At 70.5% G+C, this 13,836-nt stretch carries 13 protein-coding genes; 12 read left to right on the forward strand and 1 reads right to left on the reverse strand.

Annotated elements, in window-relative coordinates; genetic code table 11:
* Positions 1–3: 3 nt before the first annotated feature.
* The 10 genes from DEI98_RS10175 (at position 4) to DEI98_RS10220 (ending at position 8,810) form a co-directional block, all read left to right on the forward strand.
* Positions 4–1,446, forward strand: a complete 1,443-nt coding sequence (locus DEI98_RS10175; protein ID WP_258367097.1) for a sugar porter family MFS transporter — start codon at positions 4–6, stop codon at positions 1,444–1,446.
* A 322-nt stretch (positions 1,447–1,768) separates the two neighbouring features.
* Positions 1,769–2,686 (forward strand): 30S ribosomal protein S2, encoded by a 918-nt coding sequence (gene rpsB, locus DEI98_RS10180; RefSeq protein WP_027465874.1) that lies wholly within the window; start codon positions 1,769–1,771, stop codon positions 2,684–2,686.
* Positions 2,687–2,774: 88 nt separating this feature from the next.
* Complete coding sequence (tsf, locus tag DEI98_RS10185) at positions 2,775–3,602, forward strand: translation elongation factor Ts (protein ID WP_027465873.1); 828 nt, start codon at positions 2,775–2,777, stop codon at positions 3,600–3,602.
* Between the two features lie 127 nt (positions 3,603–3,729).
* Positions 3,730–4,449 (forward strand): UMP kinase, encoded by a 720-nt coding sequence (pyrH, locus tag DEI98_RS10190; protein WP_071406376.1) that lies wholly within the window; start codon positions 3,730–3,732, stop codon positions 4,447–4,449.
* 47 nt (positions 4,450–4,496) lie between these two features.
* The gene (gene frr, locus DEI98_RS10195) at positions 4,497–5,051 is read left to right on the forward strand and encodes a ribosome recycling factor (RefSeq protein WP_027465871.1); all 555 of its coding nucleotides are present in this window, start codon (positions 4,497–4,499) and stop codon (positions 5,049–5,051) included.
* Between the two features lie 65 nt (positions 5,052–5,116).
* Positions 5,117–6,061 carry a phosphatidate cytidylyltransferase gene (locus DEI98_RS10200; protein WP_110864057.1) on the forward strand — a complete coding sequence of 315 codons (945 nt, stop codon included), beginning with the start codon at positions 5,117–5,119 and terminating at the stop codon, positions 6,059–6,061.
* A 77-nt stretch (positions 6,062–6,138) separates the two neighbouring features.
* The gene (locus DEI98_RS10205) at positions 6,139–6,687 is read left to right on the forward strand and encodes a DivIVA domain-containing protein (protein WP_071406375.1); all 549 of its coding nucleotides are present in this window, start codon (positions 6,139–6,141) and stop codon (positions 6,685–6,687) included.
* Positions 6,688–6,834: 147 nt separating this feature from the next.
* Entirely contained in the window at positions 6,835–7,749 is a 915-nt protein-coding gene (locus tag DEI98_RS18890) for a lytic transglycosylase domain-containing protein (protein ID WP_258370795.1), read from the forward strand.
* A gap of 12 nt (positions 7,750–7,761) precedes the next feature.
* Positions 7,762–8,064, forward strand: coding sequence for a hypothetical protein (locus tag DEI98_RS10215; protein ID WP_110863985.1), 303 nt, complete (start codon positions 7,762–7,764; stop codon positions 8,062–8,064).
* Positions 8,061–8,810 (forward strand): alpha/beta hydrolase, encoded by a 750-nt coding sequence (locus tag DEI98_RS10220; protein ID WP_111100672.1) that lies wholly within the window; start codon positions 8,061–8,063, stop codon positions 8,808–8,810. The genes DEI98_RS10215 and DEI98_RS10220 overlap by 4 nt, the downstream gene beginning before the upstream one ends.
* Positions 8,811–8,897: 87 nt before the next feature.
* On the opposite strand, the gene DEI98_RS10225 is transcribed toward DEI98_RS10220, so the two are convergent.
* Positions 8,898–10,739 carry a hypothetical protein gene (locus tag DEI98_RS10225; RefSeq protein ID WP_181438008.1) on the reverse strand — a complete coding sequence of 614 codons (1,842 nt, stop codon included), beginning with the start codon at positions 10,737–10,739 and terminating at the stop codon, positions 8,898–8,900.
* Between the two features lie 184 nt (positions 10,740–10,923).
* Here DEI98_RS10225 and DEI98_RS10230 point away from each other — a divergent pair, with 184 nt between their 5' ends.
* Together DEI98_RS10230 and DEI98_RS10235 are read left to right on the forward strand one after the other, a co-directional pair.
* Positions 10,924–12,666 carry a hypothetical protein gene (locus tag DEI98_RS10230; RefSeq protein WP_111054720.1) on the forward strand — a complete coding sequence of 581 codons (1,743 nt, stop codon included), beginning with the start codon at positions 10,924–10,926 and terminating at the stop codon, positions 12,664–12,666.
* Positions 12,663–13,673, forward strand: a complete 1,011-nt coding sequence (locus DEI98_RS10235) for a tetratricopeptide repeat protein (protein WP_111100673.1) — start codon at positions 12,663–12,665, stop codon at positions 13,671–13,673. The genes DEI98_RS10230 and DEI98_RS10235 overlap by 4 nt, the downstream gene beginning before the upstream one ends.
* Positions 13,674–13,836 lie beyond the last annotated feature (163 nt).

The raw sequence follows: 13,836 nt of genomic DNA on the forward strand, positions 1-13,836 counted from the left end.
ATCGTGTCCACCACGACCACCGGGCACGGCGAAGACCGTGCGTTCAAGGGGAAGGTCACCCTGTTCGCCATCGCGGCGGCGGTCGGTGGCTTCCTGTTCGGCTTCGACTCGTCCGTCATCAACGGCGCCGTCGACGCGATCAAGGGCGAGTTCAACCTCTCCGACGCGGCCAGCGGCTTCGCGGTCGCATCGGCCCTGATCGGTTGCGCGTTCGGCGCCTACTTCGCCGGCCGCCTCGCCGACCGTTACGGCCGCACCCGGATCATGTTCTGGGCCGCCGTGCTGTTCTTCGTCTCGTCGATCGGTTCGGCGTTCGCGTTCGCGACGTGGGACCTCGTGATCTGGCGTCTCGTCGGCGGTCTCGGCATCGGTACCGCTTCGGTCATCGCGCCGGCGTACATCTCCGAGGTCTCCCCGAAGGCGATCCGCGGGCGGCTGGCCTCGTTCCAGCAGCTGGCGATCACGCTCGGTATCTTCGCCGCGCTCCTGTCCGACCAGCTCTTCGCCGTCACCGCGGGCAGCGCCTCGGCCGAGGTCTGGGGCCTGGCCGCCTGGCGCTGGATGTTCCTGGTCGGGGTGATCCCCTCGGTCGTCTACGGCGTCCTGGCGATCACGCTGCCGGAGTCCCCGCGCTACCTGCTCACCAAGGGCCGTGCTGACGATGCGCGCGTGGTGATGGGCAAGATCGTCCCGCGCGACACCGTGAACACGAGCCTGGAGGAGATCCAGGACGGCATCAAGAAGGAAGCCAACGAGAAGAAGGGCTCCATTCGGGGCAACCGCTTCGGGCTCCAGCCGATCGTCTGGGTGGGCATCATCCTGGCCGTGCTGCAGCAGTTCGTCGGCATCAACGTGATCTTCTACTACTCGACGACGCTCTGGCAGGCCGTCGGCTTCAAGGAGGAGGACTCGTTCCTCATCTCCACGATCACCTCGGTGGTCAACGTCGCCGTCACCTTCGTGGCGATCTTCCTGGTCGACAAGGTCGGCCGCAAGCCGCTGCTCGTCGCCGGTTCCGCGGGCATGTTCGTCTCGCTCACCATGGTCGCCATCGCGTTCTCGCAGGCGACGATCGTCGACGGCAGCCCGAGCCTCCCCGGCTCGTGGGGCGTCATCGCGCTGATCTTCGCGAACCTCTTCGTGGTGTCCTTCGGCGCAACGTGGGGTCCGCTCATGTGGGTCCTGCTCGGCGAGATGTTCCCGAACCGCATCCGCGCCACGGCGCTGGGCATCGGCTCGGCCGCCAACTGGATCGCGAACTTCATCGTGACGATCTCGTTCCCGGTGCTCTCGGGCTTCAACTTGACGGTCACCTACGGCATCTACGCGCTGTTCGCGCTGCTGTCGCTGTTCTTCGTCATCGCCAAGATCCCGGAGACCAAGGGCCGCTCGCTCGAGGAGATGGGCATCTCCGCCGACGGCGACACGGTGGACGCCAAGGCCTGATCGGCCGGTCGCGTACCGCGTCCGTTCCGCACGGATCGCCGGACAGGAGGCCCGGATCACGTCAGCCGCGAGGCGCGCGTGATCCGGGCCTCCCTTCTGTTAGCATCTATCCAGCAGCGTGCTGATGCGCGCTGACTTCGCGTGTCCACCAGGCCCTCACGGGCTCGGTACCCGACCACCGGTCCCGCTCTCACGAGCGGGCGGTCGCGTGCCAGGACACCAGGGACCACGACCGACGGTCGTGATCGACACAACCGCAACAGGTCCGCAGCGACGTGCGAGAGCACGGCTGCGCGCCGAGAACACAGAAGGAGGACGGCACATGGCCGTCGTCACCATCCGCCAGCTGCTCGACAGCGGCGTCCACTTCGGACACCAGACCCGTCGGTGGAACCCGAAGGTGAAGCGCTTCATCCTCGCCGAGCGCTCGGGCATCCACATCATCGACCTGCAGCAGTCGCTGGCCTTCATCGACCGCGCGTACGACTTCGTCAAGGAGACGGTCGCGCACGGTGGCACGATCCTCTTCGTGGGCACCAAGAAGCAGGCCCAGGGCTCCATCGCCGAGCAGGCGACCCGCGTCGGCCAGCCGTACGTCAACCAGCGTTGGCTCGGCGGTCTGCTCACGAACTTCCAGACGGTCTCCAAGCGCCTCGCGCGCATGAAGGAGCTCGAGGAGATCGACTTCGACGACACGACGAAGGGCTTCACCAAGAAGGAGCTCCTCATCAAGAAGCGCGAGCTGGACAAGCTCCACAAGACCCTCGGTGGTATCCGCAACCTCACGCGGACCCCGAGCGCGCTCTGGATCGTCGACACCAAGAAGGAGCACCTCGCCGTCGACGAGGCGCAGAAGCTCGGTATCCCGATCATCGGCATCCTCGACACCAACTGCGACCCCGACGAGATCACGTACCCGATCCCGGGCAACGACGACGCGATCCGCTCCGTCGGCCTCCTGACCCGCATCGTCGCCGACGCCGCGGCCGAGGGCCTGAAGACCCGCCACAACGGTGGCGACGAGGACGAGGCCAGCGAGCCCCTCGCCGAGTGGGAGCAGGAGCTCCTCGGTGGCGAGACCGCCGCCACGACCGAGGCGCCCGCCGCCCCCGTCGAGGAGAACGACGCTGACGCGCAGGTCGCCGCGAAGGAGATCGGCGAGCCGATCGCCGACGAGGCGAAGAACGCGGAGCCGACGGCCGAGGCCGAGGCAGCCGCGGAGACCACCCCCGCCGAGTGAGTCGCCGGGGCGCCGGACCCCACCGGGTCCGGCGCCCCGACTGCACTCCACTCTCCACACACGTACAGTCCAGAAAGGACTCCAGTCAATGGCAAACTTCACCGCTGCTGACGTGAAGAAGCTCCGCGAGGACCTCGGCGCCGGCATGATGGACGCGAAGAACGCGCTCGTCGAGGCCGACGGCGACTACGACAAGGCCGTCGAGCTGCTCCGCATCAAGGGTGCCAAGGCCGTCGCCAAGCGCGACGACCGTGCCACCTCCGAGGGTGTCGTCGTCGCGACCTCCGAGAACGGCGCCGCCACGGTCGTCGAGCTCGCGAGCGAGACCGACTTCGTCGCGAAGAACGAGAAGTTCACGACCCTCGCCGACAAGGTGCTGGGCGCGGTCGCCGCTGCCGGTGCCGCCGACGTCGCTGCCGCCAACGCCGCACCGCTGGACGGCAAGACCGTCCTCGAGGTCGTCAACGAGTCGGCTGCCGCGCTGGGCGAGAAGCTCGAGGTCCGCACGGTCCGCCGTGTCGAGGGCTCGGCCTTCGAGATCTACCTGCACAAGACCAGCCAGGACCTGCCGCCGCAGATCGCCGTCGTCATCGCGTACGAGGGTGACAACGCCGCCGAGGCACGTTCGATCGCCCAGCACGTCGCGTTCGCGAACCCGACGTACCTGACCCGCGACGAGGTCCCGGCCGAGGCCATCGAGAAGGAGCGTGCGACCGTCGAGGCGATCACGCGCGAAGAGGGCAAGCCCGAGGCTGCGCTCCCGAAGATCGTCGAGGGCCGGGTGAACGCCTACATCAAGCAGGTGTCGCTCCTCGACCAGGACTACGCGAAGGACAACAAGATCTCCGTCGCGAAGGCCGCCGAGAACGCCGGCATCACGATCCAGGGCTTCGCCCGCGTCAAGGTCGGCGCGTAACGAACCCGTGACGGGGTCAGGAACCAACCAGGTTCCTGGCCCCGTTTTTCGCGCGCGCCGGCACGACACGCGCGCGACACATCCGCGAGTACATTTCCACGAGACCACGACGAAGGGTGCGGACCAGATGACCGACGAGAAGACCGGACGACGCCGCGTTCTGCTGAAGCTGTCGGGAGAGGCGTTCGGCGCCGGCTCCCTCGGGGTGAACCCCGACGTGATCGGCACCATCGCCAAGGAGATCGCCGTCGCCGCGCGCGAGGTCGAGATCGCGATCGTCGTCGGCGGGGGCAACTTCTTCCGCGGAGCCGAGCTCTCGCAGCGCGGCATGGACCGCGGGCGCGCCGACTACATGGGCATGCTCGGCACGGTGATGAACGCACTCGCGCTGCAGGACTTCCTCGAGCAGGCGGGCGCTGCGACCCGCGTGCAGTCCGCGATCGCGATGACCCAGGTCGCGGAGCCGTACATCCCGCGGCGCGCCGAGCGGCACCTCGAGAAGGGCCGGGTCGTCATCTTCGGCGCCGGTGCCGGACTGCCGTACTTCTCCACCGACACGGTGGCGGCGCAGCGTGCGCTCGAGATCAAGGCGGACGAGGTCCTCGTCGCCAAGAACGGCGTCGACGGCGTGTACACCGCCGACCCGAAGAAGGACGCCACCGCCGAGAAGCTGCACCACGTGACCTACCAGGACGCGCTGCTCAAGGGCCTCAAGGTCGTCGACGCCACCGCGTTCTCGCTCTGCATGGACAACGGCATGCCGATGCACGTCTTCGGCATGGAGGGCGACGGCAACGTCCAGGCCGCGATCCGTGGCGAGCGCATCGGCACCGTCGTCAGCAACTGACCCCCGGCGCTGACTAGACTCGACGCCAGTACCGAAGGAGTAACACCGTGATCAGTGATGTCCTGACCGAAGCCACCGAGAAGATGGCGAAGGCGGTCGAGGTCGCCAAGGACGACTTCTCGACCGTCCGCACCGGCCGCATCAACGCGGCGCTCTTCCAGAAGATCCCGGTCGAGTACTACGGCACGCCGACGCCGCTCGCGCAGCTCGCGTCGCTGCAGACCCCCGAGGCCCGCACGCTCATCGTGACGCCGTACGACAAGACGGCGCTCAAGGAGATCGAGCGCGCGATCGCGACCTTCCCGAACCTCGGCGCCAGCCCGACGAACGACGGCGACATCGTCCGCGTGACGATCCCGGAGCTCACCAAGGACCGCCGCAAGGAATTCGTCAAGCTCGTGCGGACGAAGGGCGAAGACCACAAGGTCGTCGTCCGGAACATCCGCCGCAAGGCCAAGGACGACCTCGACGCACTCAAGGGTGAGATCTCCGACGACGAGATCTCGCGCGGCGACAAGGACCTCGAGGCCCTGACGAAGAAGCACGTCGACCAGATCGACGAGTCGCTGAAGAAGAAGGAAGCCGAACTCCTCGAGGTCTGATGCGTCGCTCCGACCAGGGCGATGACCGCCCCACAGCAGAGCACGGGCCCGCGTCGAGCGGGCCCGTGAAGAAGGGGCTCCGTCAAGACTTCGATGCGCGCGCACGAGCGGCGCGCACCGACTTCGAGGCGCAGCTCCGCCAGCGCAAGGCCGACTTCGGCGCGCGCAACGAAGCGCTGACCGCGCGGACCGGGCGCAACCTGCCGGCGGCGATCGGCATCGCGCTCGCGTTCGCGGTCGTGATGCTCGGCACGCTGCTCCTCTGGCCGCCGTCCTTCATGGTCGTCGCGGCGTTCCTGCTGGGCGTCGGCGTCTACGAACTCACGAGCGCGATGCGATTCGCCGGCCGCGACGTCCCGCGGATCCCGAGCGTTGCCGTCGCGATCGCGATCGTGCCGGCGGCGTTCCTGCTCGGCCAGGTGGCGGCGCTGTTCACCCTGCTCGGCGGCATCGTCCTGATCAGCGTCTGGCGACTGCTCGAGGTCGCCGTCGTGCGGCAGAAGCCCCCGGCCGGCAACGTCGCCCGAGACCTCACGAACGGGTTGTTCGTGCAGGCCTACATCTCGCTGCTCGGCGCGTGCGTCGTGTTGCTCTCCGCCCAGCCGGACGGCAACCTCTGGGTGATCGGGTTCATCCTCGTCGTCGTGGCGGTCGACACCGGTGCGTACGCCACCGGGCTGAACCTCGGCAAGCACCCGATGGCTCCCCGCATCAGCCCCAAGAAGACGTGGGAGGGCTTCGCCGGATCCGTGGCAGCGAGCATCGTCGTCGGCATCCTGGTGGCCGTGTTCATGCTCGGGCTGCCCTGGTGGACCGGTGTCCTGCTCGGTGTGCTCATCTCCGGTTCGGCCACGCTCGGCGACCTGACCGAGTCGATGATCAAGCGCGACCTCGGCATCAAGGACATCTCGTCGTTCCTGCCCGGACACGGCGGCCTGCTCGACCGCATCGACAGCATCCTGCCGTCCGCCGCCGTCGCCTACGTGCTGTACCTGATCGTCAACCACTGACCGCTGTCGGGCCGGGCTGAACGCCGCACTCAGCGCGTCCAGGTTGTGCCACGGTCGGGGACTGGCAGAATGACGCCGTGGCCACCACCTTCCCGACCGCAGCCCGTTCCGCCCTCGGTTACGACGTCGACGAAGTCGAGCGTTTCCTCGAGGACGCCCGGCGCGCGTACTCCGCCGACGACAGCGCCCCCGGCATCGAGGCCGCGAAGATCCGCGCCACGGCGTTCTCGATGCGCAAGGGCGGTTACTCCACGTCGCACGTCGACGCCGCACTCGAGCGACTCGAGGACGCCTTCGCGGCCCGCGAGCGTGAGCGGGAGATGAGCGAGGTCGGCAAGAAGGCCTGGTACGCCGAGGCACGGACGAAGGCCTCCGACGTCGTGGCGCGGCTCGAGCGGCCCGACGGGCAGCGGTTCAGCCGGGTCAGCGTGCTCGGCACCGGCTACCACCCGAAGGACGTCGACGCGTTCGCCGCCCGACTGGCCGGGTACTTCCGCGAGGGCAAGCCGCTCAGCCTCACCGAGGTCCGCTCGATCGTCTTCCGCCCGAAGCACGGCGGGTACCGCGAGGCGCAGGTCGACGCCCTGCTCGACGCCGTCGTCGAAGTGATGCTCGCTGTCCGGTGACGACGCGCTGTCCCCAGGTGCTTCGCTTTCCGTGATCGTTCCGTTACCCTGGTCCTACTCATGGGCAGGCACACGGCAGACTCAAGCTCCGACCGCGATACCCGCGAGCACCTCAGCCTCCAGGCTTCCGGTGAGCGCCGCGCGGCAATGCAGCGAACCCGCACGACGGAGACGTCGGCGTTCGGGGTGACCCCGCTGGCAGCGCCCGCGGCGACGGGTCCGGTCGCCACGCCGAAGTCGGTGGCGGCGAACCGCGTCTCCGACGAGCGTGTGGCGTCCTTCGCCCACGATGCTCTGGTCGACGCCGACCAGCGTCCCGCGAAGCAGCGCACCGCGACGGTGCAGCGCCGTGCGACGCCGAAGCTCGTCAAGCCCACCGCGTCGTCGGTGAACGCCGTCGCCCGCAAGCGCGCGGTCGCCCCGATGATGTCCTTCGTCGGCGTGTTCCTGTTCGTCGGCGGCTCGCTGTTCAACCCGCTGCAGGCCGACGTGGCACAGGCCGCCGTCGACACCCCGGTGCTCGTGAAGACGCCGCCGGCGCCGCAGCAGTACACCGCGCACGGCACCTACGCCGTGGCCGCTGCCGACCGTGACGGCTACGACGTCACCGTCCCGGCCCCGAAGGTCGTCAAGCCCGTCGTCGAAGAGGACGAAGCCGACGCCGACGCCGAGACCACCGACGACGGCGCGGACGCCGCGGCCACCGAGAACCAGCCGGTCTCGGCCGCCAACACGCTCGCCGCCACCGCCGCGACGCCCGACCCGGGCAGCGCGCAGGCGATCGCCCTGCAGCAGGTCACGGCTCGTGGCTGGGGCACCGACCAGTACAACTGCCTGGTCTCGCTGTGGAACAAGGAGTCCGGCTGGCGGGTGAACGCCTACAACCCCAGCGGTGCGTACGGCATCCCGCAGGCCCTCCCCGGCAGCAAGATGGCCACGGCCGGCGCCGACTGGCAGACCAACCCGGCGACGCAGATCACCTGGGGTCTCAACTACATCGCCGGCGTCTACGGCACCCCCTGCGGTGCCTGGGGACACAGCCAGGCCAACAACTGGTACTGATCGGCTGCTCGGGTGCCGCGCAGCAACCGACCGCGGCGTCCCCGTGGTCGCGACGTCGAGCCTGACGAGGAGACCACCCTCGACCGGCTGATGAGCTCGTGGAAGCGCACCGAGGTCCGTCACGGTCGCGAGTACCAGGTGCAGCCGATCTCGGCCGCGTCGGCGCAGAAGGAGTACATCTGCCCGGGGTGCGGCGGAAGCGTCCTGCCCGGCACGGCCCACGTGGTGGTCTGGCGTGCGGACGGCGTGCTCGGCGATGCTGCCGACCTGGCGTCGCGCCGGCACTGGCACAACCACTGCTGGAGCATCGCATGACCGAGCACGACGTGCCGCACGACACCGAGATCCGGTCCGCCACCGTGCTGCCGGCCCGTCGCACCGATGTCGAGCTCGTCACGGACGACCACCTGACGCTCGTCGGTGAACTCGCCGAGCCGGCCGACACCCCGGCTCGCGGGACCATCGTCACGCTCCACCCCCTGCCGACCGCGCACGGGTTCATGGACTCGCACGTCCTCAAGAAGGCCGCGGCACGGTTGCCCGCCCTCGCCGACATCGCGGTGCTGCGGTTCAACTTCCGGTCCGTCACGTCTCCGCGCGGCACGTCCGAGGGTGTCTTCGGCGATGGTGTGTCCGAGGGCTTCGACCTGCGTGCCGCCGTCGCCGAGGTCGTCGACCGCGGCCTGCCGACCCCGTGGCTGGTGGGGTGGTCCTTCGGCACCGAGGTGATCCTCAAGCACGCACTCGAGCACGTCGAGGCCGGCACGGTCGCCGGAGTCGTCCTGCTGTCACCGCCGCTGCACCGCACCTCGGACGAGGAGCTCGCCCGCTGGGCTGCCGTCGGGGTCCCGGTCGTGGCGCTCGTCCCCGAGCACGACGACTTCCTGCAGCCCGAGGCCGCGGTGGCACGGTTCGCGCTCGCCCCGAACGTCCGGGTCGTGCCCGTCGACGGTGCGAAGCACCTGTGGGTGGGGGAGCGGTACGTGAGGATCGTCCTCGACGCGATCGCCGACCTCGTCGTGCCGGGCAGCGCCCCGCTGCCGACCCACTGGCCCGTCTGAGCGCGTCCGCACGACGCCCTGCGGCCCGCCACCTGCACCAGGTGGGACGGCCTGGAGGCGCGGGTCGCGCCTCCAGGCCGTGGACCGTCAGCGGTCGGTCGCGTCCACGTCGTCGTCAGCGTCCGCAGCGGACGCCGCGGCGGGTGCCGTGCCGAGCAGGCCCGTGGCGTTCGTGAGGACCCCGCGGAGGTTCTCGAGGTAGCCCGCGACGGCTTCGCGTTCGGTGCGGATCGCCGCCAGGCGGTCCTCGGCCTCGGCGATGACGCCGGCGGTACGCTCCTCGGCGTCGGCGACCATCCGGTGCACCCGGTCCTGCGCGTCGGCGACGATGGTGCGGGCGTGCTCCTGTGCCTCGGCCGTGCTGGTGCGCTCGAGGTCGTCGGCCTCCTGCTGCAGGCGTTCGGCACGCTCGCGGGCCTCGGCCGCGCGGCGCGTGGCCTCGGCGAGCTGCAGGTTGGCCTCGTCCAGGTACTTCTGCGTCTCGGTCACCGTCTCGTGGTGCTTCCGCAGGTAGTCCTGCTCGGCGTCGTCGCGGCGGGAGGCGAGTTCCGACTCGAGCGTCGTGCGGGCCTCGTCGCGCTCCCGGGCGATCTCGGCACGGACCTCGTCGCGCTCCTTGACCAGGGCGGCGCGTGCGGTGTCGATCTCCTGCCGCAGGGCGGTGCGCTCGGCCTCGAGCACCCCGAGCTCGGCGGTGCGGCGGTCGGCGATCTCGGTGTCGACCTCGGCGTGCTCGCGCTCGCGTCGGGCGGCGATGGCGTTCTCGTGCTCCCGGACGGCGCGCTCGGCTGCCGCATCGGCCTCGGCGCGCTCCTGCGCGATCCGGGCGTCGTGCTCCTCGAGCTCACGGGCGATCCGGTCGGCGGTCTCCTGCACCAGGCGCGCGTTCTCGACGCGGGTCTGCTCCTCGTCGACGCGGAGCTGCGCCTGGGCCGCCTCGATCTCCTGCTCGAGTGCGGTGCGGGCTGCTGCCAGTTCGCGGTCCCACTGGGCGCGGGCGGCGGCGAGTTCCTCGTCGAGTTCGCGGCGGCGGTCGGCGACCTCGGTGTCGAGCTCGGCGCGGCGGCGGGTGACCTCGGACTCGAGTTCGGCGCGACCGGTCTCGAGTGCCAGCGCGTGTGCCTGCTGCTCCTCGTCACGCTCGCGGTGCCAGGCGGCGCGGCCCTCGGTGACCTCGCGCTCGAGGGCCTCGCGCCGGGTCGTCTCCTCGCGGTCGAGGTCCTCGGTGCGGCGGGCGTGGTCGGCCTCGAAGACCGAACGGCGGTGCTCGGTCTCGCGGTCGAGCTCGGCGGCAGCGGTGCGGGCGTCGGCGGACTCGCGCTGGGCGATCTCGCGCAGCTCGGCGACCTCGTGCTCGACCTGAGCGCGCAGTGCGTTCGTCTCGCGGATGGCGACGGAACGGACCTCGGCGGCCTCGGTCACGGCTGCCCCGCGGATCGCGGCGGCTTCGTTGCGGGCGTCCTGCGTGAGCAGACCGGCCTCGGCCCGGGCACGTTCGACGGTGTCGGCTGCCTCGGCGCGGGCGCGGGTCAGTTCGTTGGTGGCGCGGGTGCGGGCGTCCTCGAGGGTGTCGCGCGCTTCCTCCTGGGCCTCGCGGACGGTGCGCTCGGCTTCGGAACGGCTCGAGGCACGGAGGCGCTGGGCGTCGATGTCCGCCTGGCTGATGAGGCGGGTCGACTGCTCCTCGGCCACACGCAGGGTGGACTCGAGGCGGGTGCCCAGTCCGCTGTACGTGGGGGTGCCGGCTTCGTCGAGCTCTCCCTGCAGTTCGGAGACCCGGGCCTGCAGGAGACGGATCTCCTTCGCGGCGTCGGCGCGGTCGTTGTTCGACTTGATGAGCTCGCGGCGCAGGTCGTTCAGCGAACGCTCCACCTCGTCGCGGCGGTACCCCCGCAGCTCGGTCCCGAACTCGGCCTCGTCGTTCGCCACGTGTCGCTCCTGGGTGCTCGGCGGAGGGCCCGGATCGGCCCGCGGTCGATTGTAGTGGCGGCCGGAGCGGGTCGTCTGAGTCCGGCGACAGCGCGGATTGATGCGCTGTCCAGCGTTGCTCGCTATCCTGAGTCGCTGATTCGCGCGCCGACATCCCCACCCCGGCGCGGTAGGGAGAGAGTTCGTGCGATTCGTCCTGGCGATCGTCAGTTTCGTCATCGGTCTGCTGCTCGTGGCGCTGGCGGTGGGACAGCGGACCGTGTTCGCGCCGCCGTCCTCGCTCGTGGCCGAGAGCTCGACGACCAGTTCCGCCCCGGTGACCGTGATCCCGGGGACGACGCTCAACGCCAACCCCGGCTACCAGCGCATCAACGTGTCCGGCTCCGGCAAGGTCTTCGCGGCCTACGGCAAGACCGCCGACGTCGACGCCTGGATCGGTGACGCCGAGCACACCACGCTCCGCTTCGACGCCGAGAAGGGGTCGCTGGTCGGGTCGACCTCGGGCAGCGAGACCAGCGTCCCCTCGCCGAAGGGCAGTGACCTCTGGTACCAGGAGTACGACGGTGCCGGGCAGTTCACCGTCCGCCTGCCGCAGGACGTCTCGGTCCTCGTCGTGAGCGACGGCAAGGCCGCAGCACCGAGCGACGTGTCCGTCACCTGGCCGCAGGACACCGCGACGCCGGCGGTCGGTCCGCTGCTCGTGGCCGGCGGCGTGTTCGTCCTCGGAGGTCTCGTGTTGCTCGTCCTCGCCTTCCTGCACCAGCGCCGTGGCCGCGGTCCCCGCCGTCGCAGTGGTGGCAGCCGCCCGCCGCGGGTGCGTGCGTCCCGTCGAGCCGCCGCCGCCGGAGCGCAGGTGCCGCGCCGCGGTCGTCGCGGCACGCGCGCGCTCATCGGCGTCCCGGTGCTGCTCGTCGGCGCCCTGACCCTGGCCGGCTGTTCCTCGGACTACTGGCCGCAGGGCGGCGACCCGTCGCTCGCCACGCCGACCCCGACGGCCACCGCCACGGGGGCTGCTGAGACCACCGAGCCGACGGCTGCGACCAAGCAGCAGATCACCCGCATCGTGCAGCGCACCGCCGCCGTCGCCAAGCAGGCCGACGGGGCGCGCGACCGCGACCTGGTCCGGACCCGGTTCTCCGGAGCGGCGCTCGACCTCCGTCTGGCGAACTACTCGATCCGCGGCAAGGACTCGGACGTCAAGGCACCGCCGGCGATCTCGGCCGCGCAGGTGTGCGTCGCGCTGCCGCAGCAGACCGACACCTGGCCCCGAACGGTCTTCACGATCGTCGCCGAGGACTGTGACGCCAAGTCCGCGCCGCAGGCCCTGACCCTGGTGCAGGACACCGCCCGCGATCCCTACAAGGTGGCGTACGACGTCTCGCTCGAGGCCGACGCGAAGATCCCGAGCCTCGCGCCGACGACGATCGGTGCCGCACTGCTCGCGCCGGAGTCGAAGCTCCTGACGATCCAGCCCGACCAGGTCGCGACCGCCTACGGCGACATCCTGTCGAAGGACACCGCCAGCGAGTACGCCGACCTGTTCGCGACCGAGGGCGATGCGCTCCGCACCACCATCGGCAAGGCGTACAAGGACAAGAAGGCCAAGGCCCTGCCGGACACGGCGAAGATCGAGTACTCGTCCGAGGTGCCCGCCGACTCCGCCGTCGCGATCGCGACCGACGACGCCGGCGCCCTGGTCTCCGCGGACCTGGACGAGATCGAGAAGGTGACCCCGACCGCCTCGGGTGCCGAGGTGAACACCGAGGGTGCCGTCAAGGCACTGTCCGGCGTGGACACGAGCAAGAAGGGCATCAGCGCGACCTACAGCGTCCAGCTGCTCTTCTACGTGCCGCCGGTCGCCTCGGATGGCAAAGTGGTCCTGCTCGGGTTCACACAGGGCCTGACCGCAGCGAGTGAGGTGCAATGAGCAACATCCCCCCGACCCCGTCCGGGCTCCGCGGAGCCGTGGACCTGTCGTCCCTCGTCGACCGTGCACAGCGGCCGCCCCAGCCGTCCGGTGCTCCGGCCCCGGCGGGTTCCGCCGGCGGAGCCGTTCCCGGCACCGAGGCCGGCGCCGTGAACGGTGCCGACCTGACCGTCCCGTCGCTCGTGATCGACGTCACCGACGCGACCTTCCAGGACGTCCTGGAGCTGTCGAACGTCGTCCCGGTCATCGTGGACATCTGGGCCGAGTGGTGCGGGCCGTGCAAGCAGCTCTCGCCGATCCTCGAGCAGCTCACCGCGGAGTACGACGGCCGCGTGGTGCTCGCCAAGGTGGACGCCGACACGAACCCCCAGCTCGTGCAGGCGTTCCAGGCGCAGTCGATCCCGACCGTCGCAGCCGTGATCGGCGGACGCCCGCTCGGGCTCTTCGTCGGGGCACTGCCCGAGGCGCAGGTCCGCGACGTCTACGAGCAGGTGCTCCAGGCCGCCGAGCAGAACGGCGTGGCCGGTCGCGTGACCGTCGCCGGCGCTGCGACCGAGGTCGACGCTGAGCAGGGCGAACCGGAGCCGGAGCCGCTCCCGCCGCACCACCAGGCCGCGTACGACGCGATCGAGCAGGGCGACTACGCCACCGCGATCGAGGAGTACAAGACCGCGATCCTGCAGGACCCGCACGACCAGATGGCCGTGGCCGGGCTCGCACAGGTGTCGCTGCTCGACCGGCTGAACGGCCGGACGGCCGACGAGATCCGTGCGGCCGCTGCCGCCGGCCCGCAGGACGTCCCGGCGCAACTCGCGGTCGCCGACCTCGACATCTCCGGCGGGCACGTCGACGACGCCTTCGGGCGACTGCTCGACCTGGTGCCGACGGTGTTCGGCGAGGACCGTGAGGCCCTGCGCGTCCGGCTCGTCGAGTACTTCGAGCTCATCGGCAGCGAGGACCCGCGCGTCGTCGCGGCGCGTCGCCGCCTGGCGAACGCCCTGTACTAGACCCGCGGGGTCCGGACGGCGAAGAAGACGCCGTCGTCACACCGAGACGCCGCCGAATCCGGCGGCGTCTCGGCGTCTCGGGGGCGTCTCGAGGACACGACGGCGTCCCGAGCACAACCGCTCGCCCGGCACGAGACAGACGGGAGGCCCGGTGCCAGCTGGC

This window comes from Curtobacterium sp. MCLR17_034, from assembly GCF_003234485.1.
Taxonomy (GTDB): Bacteria; Actinomycetota; Actinomycetes; order Actinomycetales; family Microbacteriaceae; genus Curtobacterium; species Curtobacterium flaccumfaciens.

What these genes read in the sequence shown, in the direction of transcription:
- rpsB (WP_027465874.1), top strand. Translation starts at nt 1,769, where the DNA reads ATGGCCGTCGTCACCATCCGCCAGCTGCTCGACAGCGGCGTCCACTTC.
- tsf (WP_027465873.1), top strand. Translation starts at nt 2,775, where the DNA reads ATGGCAAACTTCACCGCTGCTGACGTGAAGAAGCTCCGCGAGGACCTC.
- pyrH (WP_071406376.1), top strand. Translation starts at nt 3,730, where the DNA reads ATGACCGACGAGAAGACCGGACGACGCCGCGTTCTGCTGAAGCTGTCG.
- DEI98_RS18890 (WP_258370795.1), top strand. Translation starts at nt 6,835, where the DNA reads ATGCAGCGAACCCGCACGACGGAGACGTCGGCGTTCGGGGTGACCCCG.
- DEI98_RS10220 (WP_111100672.1), top strand. Translation starts at nt 8,061, where the DNA reads ATGACCGAGCACGACGTGCCGCACGACACCGAGATCCGGTCCGCCACC.
- DEI98_RS10235 (WP_111100673.1), top strand. Translation starts at nt 12,663, where the DNA reads ATGAGCAACATCCCCCCGACCCCGTCCGGGCTCCGCGGAGCCGTGGAC.